Origin of the sequence: Streptomyces sp. S.PNR 29, from assembly GCF_030386795.1 — a bacterium.
GTDB lineage: Bacteria > Actinomycetota > Actinomycetes > Streptomycetales > Streptomycetaceae > Streptomyces.
Window position 1 is genome coordinate 742,640 of the sequence record NZ_JANUQM010000003.1, and the last position, 25,162, is coordinate 767,801.

2 protein-coding genes are annotated in these 25,162 nt (G+C 72.8%); both read left to right on the forward strand.

What is annotated here, in order from left to right; translation table 11 throughout:
* Positions 1–11: 11 nt before the first annotated feature.
* Positions 12–14,012 carry a type I polyketide synthase gene (locus NW895_RS12025; protein WP_289935414.1) on the forward strand — a complete coding sequence of 4,667 codons (14,001 nt, stop codon included), beginning with the start codon at positions 12–14 and terminating at the stop codon, positions 14,010–14,012.
* Positions 14,013–14,059: 47 nt separating this feature from the next.
* Positions 14,060–24,910, forward strand: a complete 10,851-nt coding sequence (locus NW895_RS12030; protein ID WP_289935415.1) for a type I polyketide synthase — start codon at positions 14,060–14,062, stop codon at positions 24,908–24,910.
* Positions 24,911–25,162: the final 252 nt, after the last annotated feature.

The following is a 25,162-nucleotide window of genomic DNA, read 5'->3' on the forward strand; positions in this document are numbered from 1 at the left end:
GGGAGTTGAGCATGAGCAGTTCCATGTCGGAGGTCGTCGACGCGCTGCGGGCCTCGCTGCTGGAGAACGAGCGGCTGCGGCGGCAGAACCAGCAACTCGCCTCCGCCTCTTCGGAGCCCGTCGCGATCGTCGGCATCGGCTGCCGCTACCCCGGCGGCGTGCGCGACACCGAGGGCCTGTGGCGGCTGGTCTCCGAAGGCCGGGACGTCATGTCCGACTTCCCCACCGACCGCGGCTGGGAGAACTGGGACGTGCCCACCGCACGGACGGGTGCCTTCCTCCACGACGCCGGGAACTTCGACCCCGCCTTCTTCCGCATCTCTCCGCGTGAGGCCAGGGCGATGGACCCGCAGCAGCGGCTGCTGCTGGAGACCTCCTGGGAGGCACTGGAACGGGCCGGTATCGACCCCGGCACGCTCAAGGGCAGCCGGACCGGGGTGTTCATCGGCGGAGCCCCGCAGGAGTACGGCGCGCTGGTGATGAACTCGGAGGAAGCCGCGGGCGGTTACGCGCTCACCGGCGCCCCGGGCAGCGTGCTCTCCGGCCGCGTGTCCTACGTGCTGGGCCTGGAAGGCCCCGCGGTGACCGTGGACACGGCGTGCTCCTCCTCCCTCGTCGCCCTGCACCTCGCCATCAAGTCGCTGCGCACCGGCGAATGCGACCTCGCCCTCGCGGGCGGCGTCCTGGTGCTGGTCACCCCCTCCATCTTCGCCGAGTTCTCCGCGACCGGCGGATCGGCCGGCGACGGCCGCTGCAAGGCGTTCGCGGCCTCGGCGGACGGCACCGGCTGGGGCGAGGGCGCGGGCGTCGTCGCCATCCAGCGCCTCTCCGACGCGCTCCGGGACGGCAACCCCGTGCTGGCGGTGATCCGTGGCTCGGCGGTGAACCAGGACGGTGCGTCGAACGGCCTGAGCGCGCCGAACGGACCGTCGCAGCAGCGGGTGATCCGTGCCGCGCTGGCCAACGCGGGCCTGACGCCGGCGGACGTGGACATGGTGGAGGCGCACGGCACGGGCACGACACTCGGCGACCCCATCGAGGCCGAGGCGCTGCTCGCCACCTACGGCCAGGACCGCCCGGCCGACCGGCCGCTGTGGCTCGGCACCCTGAAGTCCAACATCGGCCACACTCAGGCCGCGGCCGGCATCTCCGGCGTCATCAAGGCCACCCTCGCGCTCCAGCACGGCGTCATGCCCAAGACGCTGCACGTGGACGAGCCGACCCCGCAGGTCGACTGGTCGGCGGGTGCGGTGGAGCTGCTGACCGAGGCACGGGAATGGCCGGAGACAGGGCAGCCGCGCCGCGTGGGTGTGTCCTCGTTCGGAATCAGCGGGACGAACGCCCACGTGATCCTGGAGCAGGCTCCCGAGGCCGCACCGGAGGAACAGGCCTACGGGGACGCGCCGGCGGAGCTGCCGGTGACGCCGTGGGTGGTCACCGGCCGGAACGAGGCGGCGCTGCGCGAGCAGGCCGCACGGCTGCTGGACCACCTCACGCAGCAGCCCGGCCTGAGCCCGAAGGACGTGGGCTTCTCGCTGGTCGGGACACGGTCGGCGTTCGAGCAGCGCGCGGTCGTGGTCGGCAGCGACCTGGCGGCGCTGACGGAGGGCGTCCGCGCCTTGGCGGCCCAGGAGCCGAGCCCGGATGTGATCGCGGGCACGGCCGAGGCCCGCGGCGGCATCGTGTTCGTGTTCCCGGGTCAGGGGTCGCAGTGGGTCGGTATGGGGCGGGAGTTGTGGGATGCCTCGCCGGTCTTCGCCGAGTCGATGGTGGCGTGTGAGCGTGCGCTGGCGCCGTTCGTGGACTGGTCGCTGAAGGACGTGGTGTTCCGCGACGCCGAGGACCCGTTGTGGGCGCGGGTGGATGTGGTGCAGCCGGTGTTGTGGGCGGTGATGGTGTCGCTGGCTGCGGTGTGGCGGTCGTTCGGGGTGGAGCCGGCGGCGGTGGTGGGTCACTCGCAGGGTGAGGTGGCTGCTGCGTGTGTGGCTGGTGGGTTGTCGTTGGAGGACGGTGCGCGGGTGGTCGCGGTGCGCTCGCGGCTGGTGCGGGAGAAGCTGTCGGGCCGGGGCGGAATGGTCTCGGTGGCGCTTCCGGTGGAGGCGGTGGAAGAGCGGCTGGCCCGGTTCGAAGGCCGGATCGGGGTGGCGGCGGTGAACGGGCCGTCCTCCGTGGTGGTGTCCGGTGAGGTCGAGGCGCTGGACGCGCTGCTGGCGGAGTGCGAGGAGGCGGGGGTGCGGGCCCGTCGTATCGCGGTGGACTACGCCTCCCACTCGGCGCAGGTCGACGCTCTCAACGAGGAACTGCTCTCCGAGCTGGCCGAGTTGAAGCCGCGGTCGTCGTCGGTGGCGTTCTATTCGACGGTGACCGGTGAGCGGCTGGACACGGCCGGGCTGGACGCCCGGTACTGGGTGACGAACCTGCGTGAGCGGGTCAACTTCGAGCCGGTCACGCGCCTGCTGGCGGAGAAGGGGGCCGGGGTCTTCGTCGAGTCCAGCCCTCACCCGGTGCTCACCGTGGCGGTGACGGAGACCGGCGAGGCGGCGGACCGCCCGGTCGTGGCCGTGGGTTCGCTGCGACGCGAGGAGGGTGGTCTTCAGCGGTTCCTGACCTCGCTGGCCGAGGCGTACGTCGCCGGTGTCCCGGTGGACTGGTCGGTGACGTTCGCCGGGAGCGGCGCCCGCCGGGTGGCTCTGCCGACGTACGCCTTCCAGCATCAGCGCTACTGGCTGGACGACGTGGTGTTGCCGGGGCAGGGCGGTGGTGGTTCGTCCGATCCGGCGGACGCGGCGTTCTGGGGTGCGGTGGAGCGCGCGGACGTCGAGAGTGTGGCCTCGCTGGTGGACGGGGCGGACGCGCAGGTGTGGGAGTCGGTGCTTCCGGCCCTGTCGGCCTGGCGCAACGGCCGTCGTACGCAGACGGTCATCGACTCGTGGCGGTACCGGACGGTGTGGCGTTCGGTGACGGTGCCGTCGGCGGTTTCACTGAATGGCCGGTGGCTGGTGGTCAGCCCCGGCAAGGGCGCTCCGGTGGAGCAGGTCACTCAGGCGCTGGCGTCGGCGGGTGCCGAGGCACGGGTGCTGGAGGCGGCGCCTGCGGATCGTGGGGCCTTGGCGGAATGGTTCGCCGGGGCGGGTGAGATCGCCGGTGTGGTGTCGCTGCTGGCGTGGGACGAGGACGAGGCACTGTCGTCGTCGCTCGCGCTGGTGCAGGCCCATGCGGACGCCGGGCTGTCGGCGCCGGTATGGGTCCTGACTCAGGGTGCGGCGGCCGTGGGTTCGGACGACGCCGTCCGCGCGGCGCAGACGTCGTTGTGGGCGTGGGGTCAGGTCGTCGGTCTGGAACTGCCCGGTGTGTGGGGCGGTCTGGTGGACGTTCCCGACGTGTGGGACGAGAAGGCGGGGTCGTGGCTGGCGGCGGTGCTGGCGGCCGGTGAGGGCGAGGACCAGGTCGCCGTACGGTCCTCGGGTGTCTATGGGCGCCGTCTGGTGCGGGCGCCGCTGGGCGCGGGCGCGGTGCCGGTGCGGGAGTTCAAGCCGCAGGGCACCGTACTCATCACTGGCGGTACGGGTGGTCTCGGTGGGCACCTGGCGCGCTGGCTGGTGGGCGAGGGCGTGGGGCATCTGCTGCTGGTCAGCCGGCGCGGTGAGGACGCCGAGGGCGCGGCCGAGCTGGTCGCGGAGTTGCGGGAGTCGGGTGCGCAGGTGACGGTCGCGGCGTGTGACGTGACCGACCGCGAAGCCCTGACCCGGGTGGTCGCCGGCATTCCCGCCGAGCATCCGCTGACCGCCGTCTTCCACGCCGCGGGCCTGTCCGGATACGCCCAGGTCGCCGAAGCGACCACGGAACACTTCGGCGAAGTGATGTCGGCTCGTGTGGCCGGCGCCCGTCACCTGGACGAGCTGACGGCCGGGCTGGAGCTGGACGCGTTCGTGGTGTTCTCCTCCGGTGCGGCCGTGTGGGGGAGCGGAGGCAACGGGGCCAACGCCGCTGCGGGCGGTTTCCTGGACGGTCTGGTGCGGGAGCGCCGGGCGCAGGGCCTCGCCGGGGCTTCGGTGTCGTGGGGTGGCTGGCAGGCCACCGGCATGGCGGAGGGCGAGACGGCGGCGCAGCTGTCGCGTCGCGGGGTGCGGTTGCTGGATCCGGCACTGGCGGTGCGAGCACTGCGTCAGGTGCTGGAGCAGGACGAGGTGTCGGTGACGGTCGCCGACATGGACTGGGCGCTGTTCACCCCCGGGTATGCGATGGCGCGGCGGCGGCCGCTGATCGAGGACGTGCCCGAAGCCGCCCAGGCGTTGCGGCAGGCCGGGGAGCTCGCGGACGAGGAGGACTCCGGAGCGGCCGGTGCGGGGCTGCGGGAGCGGCTTGCGGGGCTGACCGAGGCGGAGCAGCGGGCGTTGCTGCTGGGGATGGTGCGGCAGGAGGCCGCGCAGGTGCTGGCGCACGGGTCCACGGCGGAGATCACGCCGAGCCGGCCGTTCAAGGACCTTGGCTTCGACTCGCTGACCGCGATGGAGCTGCGCAACCGGCTGCAGAAGGCGACCGGGCTGCGGCTGCCCGCCACCCTCGTCTTCGACCACCCCGACCCGGAACGACTGGCCGCCATGCTGCGCGCCGAACTCGTCGACACCGAGCCGGGTTCCGGCACGGTGGTGCCCACCGCCCGGCCCGCGGACGACGAACCGCTCGCGATCGTCGGCATGGCCTGCCGCTACCCCGGTGGCGTGCTCGACGCCGAAGGCCTGTGGCGCGTGCTGGCCGAAGGCCGGGACGAACTGTCCGACTTCCCCACCGACCGGGGCTGGGAGCGCTGGGGCGCGCCCGCGGTCGACCAGGCCGGATTCCTCCAGGGAGCCGGTGACTTCGACGCCTCCTTCTTCGGCATCTCCCCGCGCGAGGCGACCTCGATGGACCCGCAGCAGCGGCTGCTGCTGGAGGTGTCGTGGGAGGCCGTGGAGAAGGCCGGCATCGACCCGCAGTCGCTGCGCAACTCGGCCACCGGTGTCTTCGTCGGCGGCGGCCCGCAGGACTATCCCGCGGTGCTGATGGGCTCCTCCGAGGCGGGCGGCGGCTACGGCATGACCGGCGCGCTCGGCAGTGTCATGTCCGGCCGTGTCTCCTACGTACTGGGCCTCGAAGGCCCCGCGGTGACCGTCGACACGGCGTGCTCGTCCTCGCTGGTCGCCCTGCACCTCGCCGCCCAGTCCCTCCACAACGGCGAGTGCGACCTGGCGCTGGCGGGAGGCGTGACCATCATGGCCACGCCGGGTGCCTTCGCGGAGTTCGACACGCTCGGCGGCATGGCCGGTGACGGTCGCTGCAAGGCGTTCGCGGCCTCGGCGGACGGCACCGGCTGGGGCGAGGGCGTCGGCATGGTCGTCGTGGAGCGCCTGTCGGACGCGCTCCGCAACGGTCACGAGGTGCTCGCGGTGATCCGTGGCTCGGCGATCAACCAGGACGGTGCGTCGAACGGCCTGAGCGCCCCGAACGGACCGTCGCAGCAGCGGGTGATCCGTACGGCGCTGGCCAACGCGGGCCTGACGCCGGCGGACGTGGACATGGTCGAGGCGCACGGCACGGGCACCAAGCTCGGTGACCCGATCGAGGCGCAGGCGCTGCTGGCGACCTACGGCCAGGACCGGCACGAGGGCCGGCCGCTGTGGCTGGGCTCGGTGAAGTCCAACTTCGGCCACACGGGTGCCGCCGCCGGTGTCGCGGGCGTCATCAAGTCCGTACTGGCGCTGCGGAACGGACTGATGCCGAAGACCCTGCATGTCGACGAGCCGACGCCTGAGGTCGACTGGTCGGCGGGTGCGGTGGAGCTGCTGACCGAGGCACGGGAGTGGCCCCAGACGGGTCGGCCGCGCCGCGTGGGCGTCTCCTCGTTCGGGATCAGCGGGACGAACGCGCACCTGATTCTGGAGGAGGCTCCGCAGACCGCGGCAGTGGTCGAGCAGCGGGACGGATCCGTGGCCCCGGTGTCCTCGCCGGTGGTGCCGTGGGTCGTGTCGGGCCGCTCGGAGACCGCGTTGCGGGCGCAGGCGACGCGGCTGGTGGAGCATCTGACGCAGCGGCCGGAAGCGGGCCCGCTGGACGTGGGCTTCTCGCTGGTGGGGTCGCGATCGGCGTTCGAGCAGCGTGCGGTGGTGCTGGGCGCGGACCGGGAGGAGTTGCTGGCCGGGATGCGGGCGGTGGCCGAAGGCGGGCAGGCGTCCGGCATGGTCACCGGGCGCGCCGTGCAATCCGGCGTGGTGTTCGTGTTCCCGGGTCAGGGGTCGCAGTGGGTCGGTATGGGGCGGGAGTTGTGGGATGCCTCGCCGGTGTTCGCCGAGTCGATGGTGGCGTGTGAGCGTGCGCTGGCGCCGTTCGTGGACTGGTCGCTGAAGGACGTGGTGTTCCGGGACGCCGAGGACCCGTTGTGGGCGCGGGTGGATGTGGTGCAGCCGGTGTTGTGGGCGGTGATGGTGTCGCTGGCTGCGGTGTGGCGGTCGTTCGGGGTGGAGCCGGCGGCGGTGGTGGGTCACTCGCAGGGTGAGGTCGCCGCCGCCTGTGTGGCCGGTGGGTTGTCGTTGGAGGACGGTGCGCGGGTGGTCGCGGTGCGTTCGCGGCTGGTGCGGGAGAAGCTGTCGGGCCGGGGTGGGATGGTCTCGGTGGCGCTTCCGGTGGCTGAGGTGGAGGAGCGTCTGGCCCGGTTCGAGGGCCGGGTCGGGGTGGCGGCGGTGAATGGTCCGTCGTCGGTGGTGGTCTCGGGTGAGGTCGAGGCGCTGGACGCGCTGCTGGTGGAGTGCGAGGAGGCGGGGGTGCGGGCCCGTCGTATCGCGGTGGACTACGCCTCCCACTCGGCGCAGGTCGACGCTCTCAACGACGAACTGCTCTCCGAGCTCGCCGAGTTGAAGCCGCGGTCGTCGTCGGTGGCGTTCTATTCGACGGTGACCGGTGAGCGGCTGGACACGGCCGGGCTGGACGCCCGGTACTGGGTGACCAACCTGCGTGAGCGGGTCAACTTCGAGCCCGTCACGCGCCTGCTGGCCGAACAGGAACACCACTTCTTCGTCGAATCCAGCCCCCACCCGGTCCTGACGGTCGCGGTGACGGAGACCGGCGAGGCGGCGGACCGCCCGGTCGTGGCCGTGGGTTCGCTGCGACGCGAGGAGGGCGGCGCCCGGCGGCTGCTGTCCTCGCTGGCCGAGGCATACGTCGCCGGGGTGCCCGTCGACTGGGCCAAGGCCTACGACGGCACCGGCGCCCGGTCCGTGGACCTGCCCACCTACGCCTTCCAGCACCAGCATTACTGGCTCGACGGCGCAGTACTGCCCGGTCAGAACAGCGGTGGGACGACCGACCCGGTGGATGCGGCGTTCTGGGGCGCCGTCGAGCGCGCGGACATCGAGAGCGTGGCCTCGCTCGTCGACGGGGTCGACCAGCAGGCCTGGGAGAGCGTCGTCCCGGCGCTGTCGGCTTGGCGCAAGGGGCGCCAGGAGCGAGCGGTACTGGATTCCTGGCGCTACCGGACTCTGTGGCGTTCGGTGACGGTGCCGTCGGCGGCTTCCCTGAGTGGTGTGTGGCTGGTGGTCAGCCCCGGCCAGGACGCTCCCCTGGAGCAGGTCACTCAGGCGCTGGCGTCGGCGGGTGCCGAGGTACGCGTGCTGGAGGCGGCGCCTGCGGACCGTGGGGCTTTGGCGGAGCGGTTCGCCGAAGCGGGTCAGATCGCCGGTGTGGTGTCGCTGCTGGCGTGGGACGAGGATGCCGCGTTGGCGTCGTCGCTGGCGCTGGTGCAGGCGCACGCGGATGCCGGGTTGTCGGCGCCGGTGTGGGTGCTGACCCAGGGCGCGGCGGCGGTGGGTGCCGGGGACGTGGTGCGTGCTGGGCAGTCGGCGCTGTGGGCGTGGGGTCAGGTGGCCGGTCTGGAGCTGCCCGCTGTGTGGGGCGGTCTGGTGGACGTTCCCGACGTGTGGGACGAGAAGGCGGCGTCGTGGCTGGCGGCGGTGCTCGCGGCCGGTGAGGGCGAGGACCAGGTCGCGGTGCGGTCCTCGGGCGTGTACGGGCGCCGTCTGGTGCGGGCGCCGCTGGGCGCGGGTGCGGTGCCGGTGCGGGAGTTCAAGCCGCAGGGCACCGTACTCATCACGGGTGGCACCGGCGGTGTCGGCGGTCATCTCGCCCGCTGGCTGGCCGGTGAGGGCGTTGACCGGCTGCTGCTGACGAGCCGCCGTGGCCCGGAGGCCGACGGGGTCGGCGAACTGGTCGAGGAACTGCGCGGGTTGGGCACCGAGGTGACGGTGGTCGCCTGTGACGTCACCGACCGGGAGGACCTCGCCCGCGTCATCGCGGACATCCCGGCCGAGCATCCGCTGACCGCCGTCTTCCACACCGCCGGCGTCGCCAGCTACGGCACTGTCCACGAGCTGGACCCCCGTGACATGCATGCGCAGATGGCCGCGAAGACCCTCGGCGCGCGTCACCTGGACGAGCTGACGGCCGGGCTGGAGCTGGACGCGTTCGTGCTGTTCTCCTCGGGCGCCGCGGTGTGGGGCAGTGCGGGCAATGGTGCGTACGCGGCGGCGAACGCCTATCTGGACGGTCTGGCGTGGGAGCGCCGGGCACGTGGTGCGGTGGCGACGTCGGTGTCGTGGGGTGGCTGGAAGGCCACGGGTATGGCGACGGACAGCACGGCCGAGCAGCTTGAGCGTCGCGGTGTGCGGGCGATGGAGCCGGCACTGGCGGTGGAGGCGCTGCGTCAGGCGCTGGAGCAGGACGAGACGGCGCTGACGGTGACGGACATGGACTGGGGGAGGTTCACTCCCGGGTACGCCATGGCGCGTCGCAGGCCGTTGATCGAGGACATTCCCGAGGCCGCGCGGGCACTCGCCGAAGAATCCGACGACACCACCGGCGAGGACACGGGCGGATCGGCCTTCCGGGCGGAGCTCGCGGCACTCGGCCAGGCCGAACAGCTCGACCTGCTGCTGGACCTCGTGCGCGACGAGGCCGCCGGCATCCTGGCTCACTCCTCCACCGCCGAGATCACCCCCGAGCGGCCGTTCAAGGACCTCGGCTTCGACTCGCTGACCGCGATGGAGCTGCGCAACCGGCTGCAGAAGGCGACCGGACTGCGGCTGCCCGCCACCCTCGTCTTCGACTACCCCAACCCTCGACAGCTCGCCGCCCTCCTGCGCGGTGAACTCCTCGGCACCGACGCCGACGCCGTACGGCCCACCGAGGTCGTCCGGGCCGCGGACGACGAGCCGCTCGCGATCGTCGGCATGGCCTGCCGTTACTCGGGCGGGGTGGCCTCCCCGGAGGACCTGTGGCAGCTGGTGGTGGAGAACCGCGAGGGGCTGTCCGACTTCCCCTCCTACCGAGGCTGGGACCGCTGGAACCTCGGCAGCCTCCGCCGTGCCGGATTCCTGCACGAGGCGGGCGACTTCGACGCCGGCTTCTTCGGGATCTCGCCGCGTGAGGCCATGGCGATGGACCCGCAGCAGCGACTGCTGCTGGAGGCTTCGTGGGAGGCCGTGGAACGGACCGGCATCGACCCGCAGTCGCTGCGCGGCAGCGACACCGGCGTCTTCGTGGGCGGTACGGCGGTCGAGTACGGCGCCCTGCTCATGAATTCGCCGACCAGCCAGGGCTATGCCGTCACCGGATCCTCCGGAAGCGTCATGTCCGGGCGGATCTCCTACTCCCTCGGCCTCGAAGGGCCCGCCGTCAGCGTGGACACGGCGTGCTCGTCCTCGCTGGTCGCCCTGCACCTCGCCGCCCAGGCGCTGCGCAACGGGGAGTGCTCCCTCGCGCTGACCGGCGGTGTGGGCCTCATGGCCACGCCGGGAGCGTTCGCGGAGTTCGACACGCTCGGCGGACTCTCGCAGGACGGACGTACCAAGGCGTTCGCGGCGGCGGCCGACGGCATCGGCTGGGGCGAGGGCGTCGGCATGATCGTTCTGGAGCGCCTGTCGGACGCGCGCCGCAACGGTCACGAGGTGCTCGCGGTGATCCGTGGCTCGGCGATCAACCAGGACGGTGCGTCGAACGGCCTGAGCGCCCCGAACGGACCGTCGCAGCAGCGGGTGATCCGTGCCGCGCTGGCCAACGCGGGCCTGACGCCGGCGGACGTGGACATGGTCGAGGCGCACGGCACGGGCACCAAGCTCGGTGACCCGATCGAGGCGCAGGCACTGCTCGCCACCTACGGCCAGGACCGCCCGGCCGACCGGCCGCTGTGGCTCGGCTCCGTGAAGACGAACATCGGCCACACGGGTGCCGCCGCCGGCGTCGCGGGCGTCATCAAGTCCGTACTGGCGTTGCGGAACGGACTGATGCCCAAGACGCTCAACGTGGACGAGCCGACGCCCGAGGTCGACTGGTCCGCGGGTGACGTGGAGCTGCTGACCGACGCACGGGAATGGCCCCAGACGGAGCAGCCGCGCCGCGCGGGCGTCTCCTCGTTCGGAATCAGCGGCACCAACGCGCACGTGATCATCGAAGAGGCACCGGCGGACGAGGAGGCACCGGCCCGGCCCGGCACCGACAGCCCGGCGACCCCGGCACTGGCGACGTCCGTCGTCCCCTGGGTGATCTCCGCCCGATCCGGCGGTGCCCTGCGCGGCCAGGCACAGCGCCTGCGCGACCTGGTGGAGCGCACACCTGACCTCGACCCTGCCGACGTGGCGTTCTCGCTCGCGACGACGCGCGCCGGCCTGGAGCACCGCGCGGTCGTGGTCGGCAGCGACCTGGCGGCGCTGACGGAGGGCGTCCGCGCCTTGGCGGCCCAGGAGCCGAGCCCGGATGTGATCGCGGGCACGGCCGAGGCTCACGGACGCATCGTGTTCGTGTTCCCGGGTCAGGGGTCGCAGTGGGTCGGTATGGGGCGGGAGTTGTGGGATGCCTCGCCGGTCTTCGCGGAGTCGATGGTGGCGTGTGAGCGTGCGCTGGCGCCGTTCGTGGACTGGTCGCTGAAGGACGTGGTGTTCCGGGACGCGGAGGACCCGTTGTGGGCGCGGGTGGATGTGGTGCAGCCGGTGTTGTGGGCGGTGATGGTGTCGCTGGCTGCGGTGTGGCGGTCGTTCGGGGTGGAGCCGGCGGCGGTGGTGGGTCACTCGCAGGGTGAGGTGGCTGCTGCGTGTGTGGCTGGTGGGTTGTCGTTGGAGGACGGTGCGCGGGTGGTCGCGGTGCGCTCGCGGCTGGTGCGGGAGAAGTTGTCGGGCCGGGGCGGGATGGTCTCGGTGGCGCTTCCGGTGGCTGAGGTGGAGGAGCGTTTGGCCCGGTTCGAGGGCCGGATCGGGGTGGCGGCGGTGAACGGGCCGTCGTCGGTGGTGGTGTCGGGTGAGGTCGAGGCGCTGGACGCGCTGCTGGTGGAGTGCGAGGAGGCGGGGGTGCGGGCCCGTCGTATCGCGGTGGACTACGCCTCCCACTCGGCGCAGGTGGATGCGTTGAACGAGGATCTGCTGGCGGAGCTGGCCGAGTTGAAGCCGCGGTCGTCGTCGGTGGCGTTCTATTCGACGGTGACCGGTGAGCGGCTGGACACGGCCGGGCTGGATGCCCGGTACTGGGTGACGAACCTGCGTGAGCGGGTCAACTTCGAGCCGGTCACGCGTCTGCTGGCGGAGAAGGGGGCCGGGGTCTTCGTCGAGTCCAGCCCTCACCCGGTGCTCACCGTGGCGGTGACGGAGACCGGCGAGGCGGCGGACCGCCCGGTCGTGGCCCTGGGTTCGCTGCGGCGTGAGGAGGGCGGTGCCCGGCGGCTCCTGGCGTCGCTGGCCGAGGCGTACGTCGCGGGTGTCCCGGTGGACTGGTCGGTGGCGTTCGCCGGAAGCGGCGCCCGCCGGGTGGACCTGCCCACCTACGCCTTCCAGCACCAGCGCTACTGGCTCGAAGGCGTCACCATCGGCGGCGAGATCGACACCGCGTCGACGGACGAGGTGGATGCCGCCTTCTGGGACGCCGTCGAGCGGGAGGACCTGGCGGATCTCGCCCAGGTGCTCGACGCCTCCGACGGCATGGACTCCGCCTCCATCGAGGCCGCCGAGGCCTGGCTGCCGGCGCTGTCGGCCTGGCGCAAGGGCCGGCGGTCGCAGACGACCCTCGACTCCTGGCGCTACCGCACCGAATGGCGCGCCAACGGCATGTCCCTCCAGGCCCGCTTGAGTGGTGTGTGGCTGGTGGTCGGTTCCGGTCCGGAGGCTCCGGTGGAGCGGGTCACTCAGGCGCTGGCCGGGGCGGGTGCCGAGGTGCGGGTGCTGGATGCGCCTGTGGATCGTGGGGCTTTGGCGGAGTGGTTCGCCGGGGCGGGTGAGATCGCGGGTGTGGTGTCGCTGCTGGCGTGGGACGAGGATGCCGCGTTGGCGTCGTCGCTGGCGCTGGTGCAGGCGCACGCGGATGCCGGGTTGTCGGCGCCGGTGTGGGTGCTGACCCAGGGCGCGGCGGCGGTGGGTGCCGGGGACGTGGTGCGTGCTGGGCAGTCGGCGCTGTGGGCGTGGGGTCAGGTGGCCGGTCTGGAGCTGCCCGCTGTGTGGGGCGGTCTGGTGGACGTTCCCGTCGAGTGGGATGCGCGGGTGTCGTCCGCGCTGGTGGCGGTGCTGGCGGCCGGTGACGGCGAGGACCAGGTCGCCGTACGGTCCTCGGGCGTGTACGCCCGTCGTCTGGTGCGGGCGCCGCTGGGCGCGGGTGCGGTGCCGGTGCGGGAGTTCAAGCCGCAGGGCACCGTGCTGATCACGGGTGGCACCGGCGGTGTCGGCGGTCATCTCGCGCGCTGGCTGGCCGGTGAGGGTGTTGACCGTCTGCTGCTGGTGAGCCGTCGTGGCCCGGAGGCCGACGGGGCACGTGAACTGGTCGAGGAACTCCGGGCGTTGGGCACCGAGGTGACGGTGGCCGCCTGTGACGTCACCGACCGCGCAGCCCTAGCACAGGTGATCGCGGACATCCCGGCCGAGCATCCGCTGACCGCCGTCTTCCACACCGCCGGCACCTCGGGCTACGCCCAGGTCGCCGAAGCGACTCCGGAACACTTCGGCGAAGTGATGTCGGCTCGTGTGGCCGGCGCCCGTCACCTGGACGAGCTGACGGCCGGGCTGGAGCTGGACGCGTTCGTGGTGTTCTCCTCCGGTGCGGTCGTGTGGGGGAGCGGAGGCAACGGGGCCAACGCCGCTGCGGGCGGTTTCCTGGACGGTCTGGTGCGGGAGCGCCGGGCGCAGGGCCTCGCCGGGGCTTCGGTGTCGTGGGGTGGCTGGCAGGCCACCGGCATGGCGGAGGGCGAGACGGCGGCGCAGCTGTCGCGTCGCGGGGTGCGGTTGCTGGATCCGGCACTGGCGGTGCGAGCACTGCGTCAGGTGCTGGAGCAGGACGAGGTGTCGGTGACGGTCGCCGACATGGACTGGGCGCTGTTCACCCCCGGGTATGCGATGGCCCGGCGGCGGCCGCTGCTGGAGGACGTCCCCGAAGCCGCCCGGGCACTGCGCGACGTGACCGACCCCGAGCCGGAGGCAGCGGACGAGGCGGCCGGTGCGGGGCTGCGGGAGCGGCTTGCGGGGCTGACCGAGGCGGAGCAGCGGGCGTTGCTGCTGGGGATGGTGCGGCAGGAGGCCGCGCAGGTGCTGGCGCACGGGTCCACGGCGGAGATCACGCCGAGCCGGCCGTTCAAGGACCTGGGCTTCGACTCGCTGACCGCGATGGAGCTGCGCAACCGGCTGCAGAAGGCGACCGGGCTGCGGCTGCCCGCCACCCTCGTCTTCGACCACCCCAACTCCGAGCGCGTCGCCGACCTTCTGCACACCGACCTCGCCGAGGACGGGCAGCAGGGCATCAGCGACGTTCTCGACATCAGGCGGGAGCTGACGCGGATCGGCGAAGCGCTGGACAGCGTGGCCACCGATCCGCAGGCACGCGAGGACATCGTCGATCACCTTCGTGACCTCATCACCCAGCTCAGCACCGCTGAGAAGGACGCCACGACGACCGATCTCGAAGCCGCCACCGACGACGAGATCTTCGACTTCATCGACCGCGACCTTGGCGTGTCCTGAACAGGTACCAGCCGGGCTCTCAACTGCTTCAGAGTGGGAATTTCACGATGACTGAGGACAAACTCCGCACCTATCTGCGCAGGGTCACGGCCGAACTGCAGCAGACCCGCCAGCAGCTCAAGGACAGTCAGGACCGCGCGCGAGAGCCCCTTGCCATCGTGGGAATGGCCTGCCGGCTGCCCGGCGGCGTCGACTCGCCCGAGCAGCTGTGGCAGATGGTGATCGATGAGGTCGACGGGGTGAGCGAATTCCCCGACGACCGGGGATGGGACCTGTCCTCGCTCTTCGACAGCGACCCCGACCGGCCGGGGACGACGTACACCCGGGAGGGCGCGTTCCTGCGCGATCCGGGCGCCTTCGACGCCTCCTTCTTCGGGATCTCCCCCCGCGAGGCCCTGACCATGGACCCGCAGCAGCGGCTGCTGCTGGAGACGTCGTGGGAGGCCCTGGAGCGCGCGGGTATCGACCCGCACACACTGCGCGGCAGCCGCACCGGCGTGTTCGTCGGAGGCACCGCCATCGAGCACACCGTCAAGCTGATGAACTCCCCGACCGACCAGGGGTACGCGATCACGGGCGGTTCCGCGAGCATCATGTCCGGCCGCGTGTCCTACGTGCTGGGCCTGGAGGGCCCGGCGGTGACCATCGACACGGCCTGCTCGTCCTCTCTCGTCGCGCTGCACTCCGCCGTGCACTCGCTCCGGCAGGGCGACTGTTCCCTGGCGCTCGCCGGTGGCGTCGCCGTCATGGCCACCTCGTCGGCGTTCGTCACCTTCGCCCGGCAGCGCGGCCTGGCCGCGGACGGCCGCTGCAAGGCCTTCTCCGACGACGCCGACGGCATCGGCTGGGGCGAGGGCGTCGCCATGGTCCTGCTGGAGCGCCTGTCGGACGCGCGCCGCAACGGTCACCCCGTGCTGGCGGTCATCCGTGGCTCGGCGGCGAACCAGGACGGTGCGTCGAACGGGCTGAGCGCCCCGAACGGTCCCTCGCAGCAGCGGGTGATCCGGGCCGCCGTGGCCAACGCCGGCCTGACCCTGGCGGACGTCGACATGGTCGAGGCGCACGGCACCGGTACGACGCTGGGCGACCCGATCGAGGCGCAGGCGCTGCTGGCGACCTACGGCCAGGACCGGCACGAGGGCCGGCCGCTGTGGCTGGGCTCGCTCAAGTCCAACATCGCGCACACCCAGGCGGTTTCCGGGGTCGCCGGCGTGATCAAGAGCGTCCTCGCACTCCAGCACGGCGTCATGCCCAAGACCCTGCACGTGGGCAAGCCCAGCACGCAGGTGGACTGGTCGGCGGGTGCGGTGGAACTGCTGACCGAGGCGCGGGAGTGGCCGGAGACGGGGCACCCACGCCGCGTGGGTGTGTCGTCGTTCGGGATCAGCGGCACCAACGCCCACGTCATCCTGGAGCAGGCCCCCGAGGCGGACGACGCCGCGGAGCCACAGCCGGAGGACACCACCGAGCCGCCGTTCACCGTCCGGCCCGTGCCGCTGCCCTGGCTGCTGTCCGGAAACACCGAGGCCGCGCTGCGTGCCCAGGCCGCACGCCTCCAGGCACACCTCGACGCGAACCCCGGCTTCCGCACCGCCGACATCGGCTACTCGCTGCTGACGAGCCGCTCCGCCCTTGCCCATCGGGCGGTGCTGTTCACCCACCAGGACGCGGACCGGCCCACCACCCTCGCCGACCTCGCCGACGGCATCGACGCCCCCGGCCTCGTCCGGGGCACCGGCGATGTGGGGAACGGCGTGGTGTTCGTGTTCCCGGGTCAGGGGTCGCAGTGGGTCGGTATGGGGCGGGAGTTGTGGGATGCCTCGCCGGTGTTCGCCGAGTCGATGGTGGCGTGTGAGCGTGCGCTGGCGCCGTTCGTGGACTGGTCGCTGAAGGACGTGGTGTTCCGGGACGCCGAGGACCCGCTGTGGGCGCGGGTGGATGTGGTGCAGCCGGTGTTGTGGGCGGTGATGGTGTCGCTGGCTGCGGTGTGGCGGTCGTTCGGGGTGGAGCCGGCCGCGGTGGTGGGTCACTCGCAGGGCGAGGTGGCGGCCGCGTGTGTGGCCGGTGGGTTGTCGTTGGAGGACGGTGCGCGGGTGGTCGCGGTGCGCTCGCGGCTGGTGCGGGAGAAGCTGTCGGGCCGGGGCGGGATGGTCTCGGTGGCGCTTCCGGTGGCTGAGGTGGAGGAGCGTCTGGCCCGGTTCGAGGGCCGGATCGGGGTGGCGGCGGTGAACGGGCCGTCCTCGGTGGTGGTCTCCGGTGAGGTCGAGGCGCTGGACGCGCTGTTGGCGGAGTGCGAGGAGGCGGGGGTGCGGGCCCGTCGTATCGCGGTGGACTACGCCTCCCACTCGGCGCAGGTGGACGCGTTGAACGAGGATCTGCTGGCGGAGCTGGCCGAGTTGAAGCCGCAGTCGTCGTCGGTGGCCTTCTATTCGACGGTGACCGGTGAGCGGCTGGACACGGCCGGGCTGGATGCCCGGTACTGGGTGACGAACCTGCGTGAGCGGGTCAACTTCGAGCCGGTGACGCGTCTGCTGGCCGAACAGGAACACCACTTCTTCGTCGAGTCCAGCCCCCACCCGGTCCTGACCGTGGCCGTCCAGGAAACCCTGGAGGGCGTGTACGGCGCGGGGACCGCCGTGGGTTCGCTGCGGCGTGACGAAGGCGGCGTCCAGCGCCTGCTGGCATCGCTGGCCGAGGCGTACGTCGCCGGTGTCCCGGTGGACTGGTCGGTGGTGTACGCCGGTAGCGGCGCCCGCCGGGTGGACCTTCCCACCTACGCCTTCCAGCACGATCGCTACTGGATCGAAGACGTCGTGCAGCCCGGCCAGGAGGCCGGTGGAACGACCGATCCGGTGGATGCGGCGTTCTGGGTCGCGGTGGAGCGCGCGGACATCGACAGCGTGGTCTCGCTCGTCGACGGGGCGGACCCCGAGGCGTGGGAGTCGGTGGTTCCGGCGTTGTCGGCCTGGCGCAACGGCCGTCGTACGCAGACGATCATCGACTCGTGGCGGTACCGGACGGTGTGGCGTTCGGTGACGGTGCCGTCGGCGGCTTCCCTGAGTGGTGTGTGGCTGGTGGTCGGTTCCGGTCCGGAGGCTCCGGTGGAGCCGGTCACGCAGGCGCTGGCCGCGGCGGGTGCCGAGGTGCGGGTGCTGGACGCGCCTGTGGATCGTGGGGCTTTGGCGGAGTGGTTCGCCGGGGCGGGTGAGATCGCGGGTGTCGTGTCGCTGCTGGCGTGGGACGAGGACGCCGCGTTGGCGTCGTCGCTCGCGCTGGTGCAGGCGCATGGGGATGCCGGGTTGTCGGCGCCGCTGTGGGTGCTGACGCGGGGTGCCGCGGCCGTGGGTTCGGACGATGCCGTCCGCGCGGCGCAGACGTCGTTGTGGGCGTGGGGTCAGGTCGTCGGTCTGGAGCTGCCCGCTGTGTGGGGCGGTCTGGTGGACGTTCCCGTCGAGTGGGATGCGCGGGTGTCGTCCGCGCTGGTGGCGGTGCTGGCGGCCGGTGAGGGCGAGGACCAGGTCGCGGTGCGGTCCTCGGGCGTGTACGGGCGCCGTCTGGTGCGGGCGCCGCTGGGCGCGGGTGCGGTGCCGGTGCGGGAGTTCAAGCCGCAGGGCACCGTGCTGATCACGGGTGGCACCGGCGGTGTCGGCGGTCATCTCGCCCGCTGGCTGGCCGGTGAGGGCGTTGACCGTCTGCTGCTGACGAGCCGTCGTGGCCCGGAGGCCGACGGGGTCGGCGAACTGGTCGAGGAACTGCGCGGGTTGGGCACCGAGGTGACGGTGGTCGCCTGTGACGTCACCGACCGGGAGGACCTCGCCCGCGTCATCGCGGACATCCCGGCCGAGCATCCGCTGACCGCCGTCTTCCACACCGCCGGCGTCGCCAGCTACGGCACTGTCCACGAGCTGGACCCCCGTGACATGCATGCGCAGATGGCCGCGAAGACCCTCGGCGCGCGTCACCTGGACGAGCTGACGGCCGGGCTGGAGCTGGACGCGTTCGTGCTGTTCTCCTCGGGCGCCGCGGTGTGGGGCAGTGCGGGCAATGGTGCGTACGCGGCGGCGAACGCCTATCTGGACGGTCTGGCGTGGGAGCGCCGGGCACGTGGTGCGGTGGCGACGTCGGTGTCGTGGGGTGGCTGGAAGGCCACGGGCATGGCGACGGACAGCACGGCCGAGCAGCTTGAGCGTCGCGGTGTGCGGGCGATGGAGCCGGCACTGGCGGTGGAGGCGCTGCGTCAGGCGCTGGAGCAGGACGAGACGGCGCTGACGGTGACGGACATGGACTGGGGGAGGTTCACTCCCGGGTACGCCATGGCGCGTCGCAGGCCGTTGATCGAGGACATTCCCGAGGCCGCGCGGGCACTCGCCGAAGAATCCGACGACACCACCGGCGAAGCGGACACCGACTCCGCCCTCCGCCAGAGCCTGGCCGCACTCACCGTCCCCGAACAGCACGACCGACTGCTCGAACTCGTCCGCACCGAGGCGGCGACCGTCCTCACGCACAGCACGACGGACGACATCACCCCTGCGAAGCCGTTCCGGGACCTCGGCTTCGACTCGCTGACCGCGATGGAACTGCGCAACCGGCTCAACACGGCCACCGGCCTGCGGCTGCCCGCCACCCTCGTCTTCGACCATCCCACACCGCACCGGCTCGCCGGCCACCTCCACGAGCAGCTCTTCGACAGCGCCGCGGAAACGGCGATGCCGGTGCTGCGCGCGACGGACGACGACCCGATCGTGATCGTGGGCATGGCCTGCCGTTTCCCCGGCGGTGTGCGCGGACCCGAGGATCTGTGGCAGCTCCTCGTCGAAGGCCGTGACGAGATGACGGACTTCCCCGCCGACCGGGGCTGGCACGGACTCGCCATGAACAGCTTCCTGGAGGAGTCCGGCGGAGCACGGCAGGGCGCCTTCCTGGCGGAGGCCGGAGACTTCGACGCGGCGTTCTTCGGGATCTCGCCGCGTGAGGCGCTGGCGATGGACCCGCAGCAGCGGCTGCTGCTTGAGACGTCCTGGGAGGCGCTGGAGCGCGCCGGATTCAATCCGGTCGCCCTGCGCGGCAGCCGTACCGGCGTCTTCGTCGGCGGCACCCCGCAGGAGTACACGACGGTGCTGATGAACTCGGCCGAGGCGGGCGGCGGATACGCGCTCACCGGTGCCTCGGGCAGCGTGATGTCCGGCCGCGTCGCCTACGCGCTGGGCCTCGAAGGGCCCGCCGTCACCGTGGACACGGCCTGCTCCTCCTCGCTCGTGACCCTGCATCTGGCGGCACAGGCGCTCCGCAACGGCGAGTGCGACCTGGCCCTCGCCGGCGGCGTCACCGTGATGGCGACGCCGGGCGCGTTCGTGGAGTTCCAGCGGCAGGGCGGTCTGGCTCCCGACGGCCGGTGCAAGGCGTTCGCCGACGGCGCGGACGGCACCGGCTGGGGAGAGGGCGTCGGCGTGCTGGCCGTGCAACGGCTGTCGGACGCGGTGCGCGACGGGCGCCCGGTCCTGGCGGTGGTGCGTGGCTCGGCGGTCAACTCCGACGGCGCGTCGAACGGCCTGACCGCGCCGAACGGTCCGTCGCAGCAGCGGGTGATCCGTCAGGCGCTGGCGTCGGCGGGGCTGTCGCCGACGGACGTGGACATGGTGGAGGCACACGGCACCGGGACCAGCCTGGGCGACCCGATCGAGGCGCAGGCCCTGCTGGCGACGTACGGCCAGGACCGCCCGGACGACCGGCCGCTGCTGCTGGGATCGGTGAAGTCCAACATCGGACACACCCAGTACGCCGCAGGAGTCGCCGGACTGATCAAGTCGGTGCTGGCGTTGCGGCACGGACTGATGCCGCGAACGCTGCATGTGGACGCGCCCTCGCGGGAGGTGGACTGGTCGGCGGGAGCGGTCGAACTGCTCACCGAGGCCAGGGAGTGGCCGGAGACGGGACGGCCGCGCCGAGCGGGCGTGTCCTCGTTCGGGATCAGCGGGACGAACGCGCACGTCATCCTGGAACAGCCCCCCGAGACCGCTCCGGCGGAGGACCGGACCGGACCGGCGACGCCGTCCGCGGCCCTGCCGGTGACACCGTGGGTGATCTCCGGCCGCAGTGAGGCGGCACTGCGCGCCCAGGCCGCACGACTGCGGGACCGTCTCGTCGGCCGGCCCGACCTCGGCGCGCTGGACGTGGCGTGGTCGCTTGCCGGGACGCGTGCGGTGCTGGAGCACCGGGCGGTCGTGGTCGGCCGGGAACGCGAGGAGTTGCTGGCCGGGCTGGAGGCGCTGGCCGAGGGCGCGAGCGCTCCGGGCCTGGTGCGGGGTGTCGCCGGTGACGGGGGAGCGGCGCTGCTGTTCACCGGCCAGGGCGCGCAGCGCGCCGGGATGGGCCGGGAGCTGTACGAGGCGTTCCCGGCGTTCGCGGCCGCCTTCGACGAGGTGTGCGGGCAGTTGGACGTACTGCTGGAGCGGCCGTTGAAGGAGGTCGTCTTCGGCGGTGACGACGCGGTGCTTCAGCGCACCGAATGGGCGCAGCCGGCGTTGTTCGCGCTGGAGGTGGCGCTGTTCGAGCTGGTCGCCTCGTGGGGTGTGCGGGCGGATGTGCTGGTGGGTCACTCCATCGGTGAGCTGGCGGCGGCGTACGCGGCCGGGGTGTGGTCGCTGGAGGACGCCTGCCGGGTGGTGGCGGCGCGGGGCCGGCTGATGCAGGCGCTGCCTTCCGGTGGGGCGATGGTCGCGGTGCAGGTGGCCGAGGACCAACTGGTGGAGTTGCCGGAGGGGGTGTCGGTGGCGGCGGTGAACGGGCCGCGGTCGCTGGTGCTGTCCGGGGACGAGGAGCCGGTGCTGGAGCTGGCGGCGAAGCTGGCCGCGGAGGGGCGGCGTACCAAGCGGCTGACGGTCTCGCACGCGTTCCACTCGGCGCGGATGGAGCCGATGCTCGCCGAGTTCGAGCAGGTGCTGGCGACCGTGGAGTTCCGTACGCCACGCATCCCCATCGTGTCGAACCTGGCCGGTGAGGTCGCCGGCGCGGAGCTGACCACGCCCGGGTACTGGGTACGGCAGGTCCGCGAGGCCGTCCGCTTCGCCGACTGCGTCACCACCGCGCTGGGCCGGGGTGTGGACACCTTCCTGGAGCTGGGGCCGTCGGGCCCGCTGACCGCGATGGTGGAGGAGGTCCTCGACCACGCCGGGACTCAGGCCGTGTGCGTGCCTGTCCTGCACCCCGAACGCCCCGACGCGGAGTGCCTCTCCCTCGCCCTCGGCCGGATCCACGCGGCCGGCGCATCCGTCGACTGGTCCGCGCTGTTCGCCGGCACGGGCGCCCGCACGGTGGAACTGCCCACCTACGCCTTCCAGCACAAGCGGTACTGGCTCGACTCGCTCGCGACCGGCAGCGGTGACCCCGTCACCCTCGGCCTCACGGCGACCGGACACCCGCTGCTCGGCGCCGGCGTGCCGCTGCCCGAATCGGACGGCTTCCTGTTCACCGGCCGCCTCTCCCTGGCGACACAGCCGTGGATCGCCCACCACGCACTGCTGGGCACCGCCCTCCTGCCGGGTACCGCGTTCGTGGAGCTGGCGCTGCACGCCGGCGGCCAGGTGGGGTGCGAACGGATCGAGGAACTCACCCTGGAGGCCCCGCTGATCCTGGGCGAACAGGGCGGGCGCGCCATCCAGGTGGTGGTCGGCGGGCTCGACGAGACCGGCCGGCGGAGCATCACCGTCCACTCGCGGTCCGACGACGAGGGGGACGACCAGCCGTGGCTGCGCAACGCCACCGGCGTACTGAGCGAACACAAGGGAGCGGAACCCGAAGCCGAGCCGGCGGCATGGCCGCCCGCGGGCGCGACGGAGATCGCGGTCGACGACTTCTACCCGTCCATGGCCGAGGCCGGCTTCACCTACGGACCCGTCTTCCAGGGCCTGCGCGCCCTGTGGACCAGGGAGGGTGAGCTGTTCGCCGAGATCCGGCTCCCCGAGGAGGCGGGTGACGGGGACGACGGGTTCGGCGTGCACCCGGCGCTGCTGGACGCGGCCCTGCAGCCGCTGGCGCTCGGCGTCCTGGGCCGCACGGCCGACCGCGAGCCGATCAAGGGGGGCATGCCCTTCGCCTGGACCGGAGTCCGGCTGCACGCCACCCACGCCACGGTCGCACGGGTCCACCTGGCCCCGACCGGACGCGGCAGCGAGGTGTCCGTGGTGGTGACCGACGACGCCGGCCTGCCGATCGCCACGGTCGATGCGCTGGCGATGCGCGACCCCGCACTGGAGCAGTTCGCCGGCTCGGCGCCGCGCCAGGACGCGCTGTTCCACCTGCAGTGGACCGCACTGCCCCTGGGAGCGCAGGAGGTCTCCGGAGAGTGGGCGATGCTCGGATTCGACCCGCTGGAGATCCGTCCGCGCCTGGTCGAGGCGGGCCTCACCGGCACCCCGTACCTCGACCCGCAGTCCCTGACCGACAGTCTGGAAGCGGGCGTGCCCGCCCCGGCGGTGGTGGCCATGTGCTGCTTCGGCGGGGACCAGGGCGGCATCGTCGCGGCCACCCACGACGTCGTGCGCCGGGTGCTGGAGGTGCTCCACCACTGGCTCGCGGACGCCCGCCTCACCGGGTCCCGGCTGGTGCTGCTGACCCGGGGCGCGGTCGCGGCCACCGACGCGGACCGTACCGGCGATCCGGCGGCCGCGGCGGTCTGGGGCCTGGTGCGGGCGGCGCAGTCGGAGCACCCGGACCGCATCGTGCTGATCGACCTCGACGACGACGCGGACACCTACCGGGCGCTGCCCAAGGCGCTCGCCACCGGCGAACCGCAGCTCGCTCTGCGCTCCGGCACCGCGAGCGTGCCCCGGCTGGCCCGGCACACCGCGGCCCCCCAGGCCGACCCGGGCTTCGGGCCCGACGGCACCGTGCTGATCACCGGCGGCACGGGGGCGCTGGGCGCCGTCGCCGCACGCCACCTCGTGGCCGTCCACGGAGTACGGCACCTGGTGCTGGCCAGCCGCAGCGGCGAGAACGCGCCGGGCGCGGCCGGCCTGCTGGCCGAACTGACCGGACTCGGCGCCGACGTACGGATCGTGGCCTGCGACGTCGCGGACCGCGAAGCGCTCGCCGCGGTGCTGCGGGACATCCCGGCCGACCGTCCGCTGACCGGAGTCGTCCACACCGCGGGCGTTCTGGCCGACGCCACCGTCGAGTCGCTCACCCCGGAACAGCTCGACACGGTGCTGCGGACCAAGGCCGACGCGGCCTGGCACCTGCACGAGCTGACCGAGGGGGCACCGCTGCGGGAGTTCGTCCTGTTCTCCTCCGCCGCGGGGCTGCTGGGCAGCCAGGGGCAGGCCAACTACGCCGCCGCCAACGCGTTCCTGGACGCCCTCGCCGCCCACCGGCGCGACGCCGGACTGCCCGGCACCGCACTGGCCTGGGGCTGGTGGGAGCAGACCGGCGGTATGGGCGCCGACCTCGGCAGGGCCGAACGCGCCCGTATGGCCCGCGGCGGACTCAGCCCCTTCACCGCGGAGTCCGGCATGGCGGCCTTCGACCAGGCCCTCGCGGCGGGCACCGATCCCCTCCTGGTGCCGATGCGGCTGAACACCGCCGCCGCACGGGCGGCCAGCGAGCAGCAGATACCCCCGCTGCTGCGCGGGCTGGTCCGTGCCCCGCACCGCCGGGCCACCCGGTCGGACACCCGGGTCACCTCCCAGCTGCACGAGCGGCTGGCCCGGGCGGCCGAGCCCGAGCGGCTGGCCGTCCTGACCGAACTGATCCGCGGCGAGGTCGCCCAGGTGCTCGGGCACAGTGGCGCCGAGGCGATCGACGACGACAGCGGATTCGTGGAGCTGGGCTTCGACTCGCTCACCTCGGTCGAGCTGCGCAACCGGCTCAACGAGCGCACCGGGCTGCGGCTGGCGTCCACGGTCGTCTTCGACCACCCGACGCCCACCGCCCTCGCCGCCGAACTGAGCGGCCAGCTGGGCACCGCCTCAGCGCCGGCGCCCGCGGTGGCCGGCACGGCGGCCGCTCAGGCCCAGGACACCGACGTCGCCAGTGACGACGACACGGTCAGCGACCTCGCGGTCATCAACGGAGTGGAGGCGCTCTACCGGCGCTCCATCGAACTGGGCCGGCTCGACCTCGGACACAGCGTGCTGCGCAACTCGGTCGACCTGCGGACGAGCTTCTCCACCCCGGACGAGCTGCGCAACGCACCGACCCTGGTCAGGCTCGGTGAGGGAGACCAGCACCCCAAGATCATCGGGTTCCCGTCGCAGTCGGTGTGGGCGAGCAACCAGGAACTGGTCAGCATGGCCGTGCCGTTGCGCGGAGTGCGGGACGTGTGGTCGCTGATGCTTCCCGGGTTCGTCACCGGGCAGCCGGTCGCCGCCGACGTGGACGCGGCCGCGGAGTTCGCCGTACGGCTCATCGAGGACCTGGTCGGGGACGAGCCGTTCGTCCTGGCCGGGCGCTCCTCCGGAGGCCGGATCGCCCACGAGGTGACGTCCAGGCTGGAGGAGCGCGGCCGGGCACCGCAGGGGCTGGTGCTGATCGACAGCTACCTGGCGGGCTACGACGCCACCTCGTACATCGTCCCGGTGATGGAGTCGAAGGCCATCGAGCTGGAGAAGGACTTCGGCCGGATGACCGGGACGCGTCTGACGGCGATGGCCGCGTACTTCGGAATGTTCGAGCACTGGCAGCCCAGGGAGATCTCCACCCCGACGCTGCTGGTGCGCGCCTCGGAGTGCTACGGCGTCGAACCGGGGCAGGAGCAGCCGCCGGCCGAGCAGTGGCAGTCCGCCTGGCCGCTGCCCCACGACGCGATCGACGTACCGGGCAACCACTACACCATGCTGGAAGGCCACGGAGACGTGACGGCGGCCGCCGTACACAAGTGGCTGACCCAGCTCCCGCAGTAACCCGCACACCGCACACCGACGGGCCGTACTCCGCACCCGCGGAGTACGGCCCGTCACGCGCGCGGGGGAGGACACCGCCCGCGGCCCGCGCCGCTCACCGCTGGACGCGGGCCGGGGTCCGGTACGGCGAGGCGCGTCGTGCGGCGCCGTCGAGGGCGGGCGGCGAGCGGCTCGCCCGCGTGGCCATGGGCCCGTCAGGGGCATCGTTCCGGGCCTCGGCCGGACGCCGGGCGGCGCGGTCTGTGCCCATGG

What these genes read in the sequence shown, in the direction of transcription:
- NW895_RS12025 (WP_289935414.1), top strand. Translation starts at nt 12, where the DNA reads ATGAGCAGTTCCATGTCGGAGGTCGTCGACGCGCTGCGGGCCTCGCTG.
- NW895_RS12030 (WP_289935415.1), top strand. Translation starts at nt 14,060, where the DNA reads ATGACTGAGGACAAACTCCGCACCTATCTGCGCAGGGTCACGGCCGAA.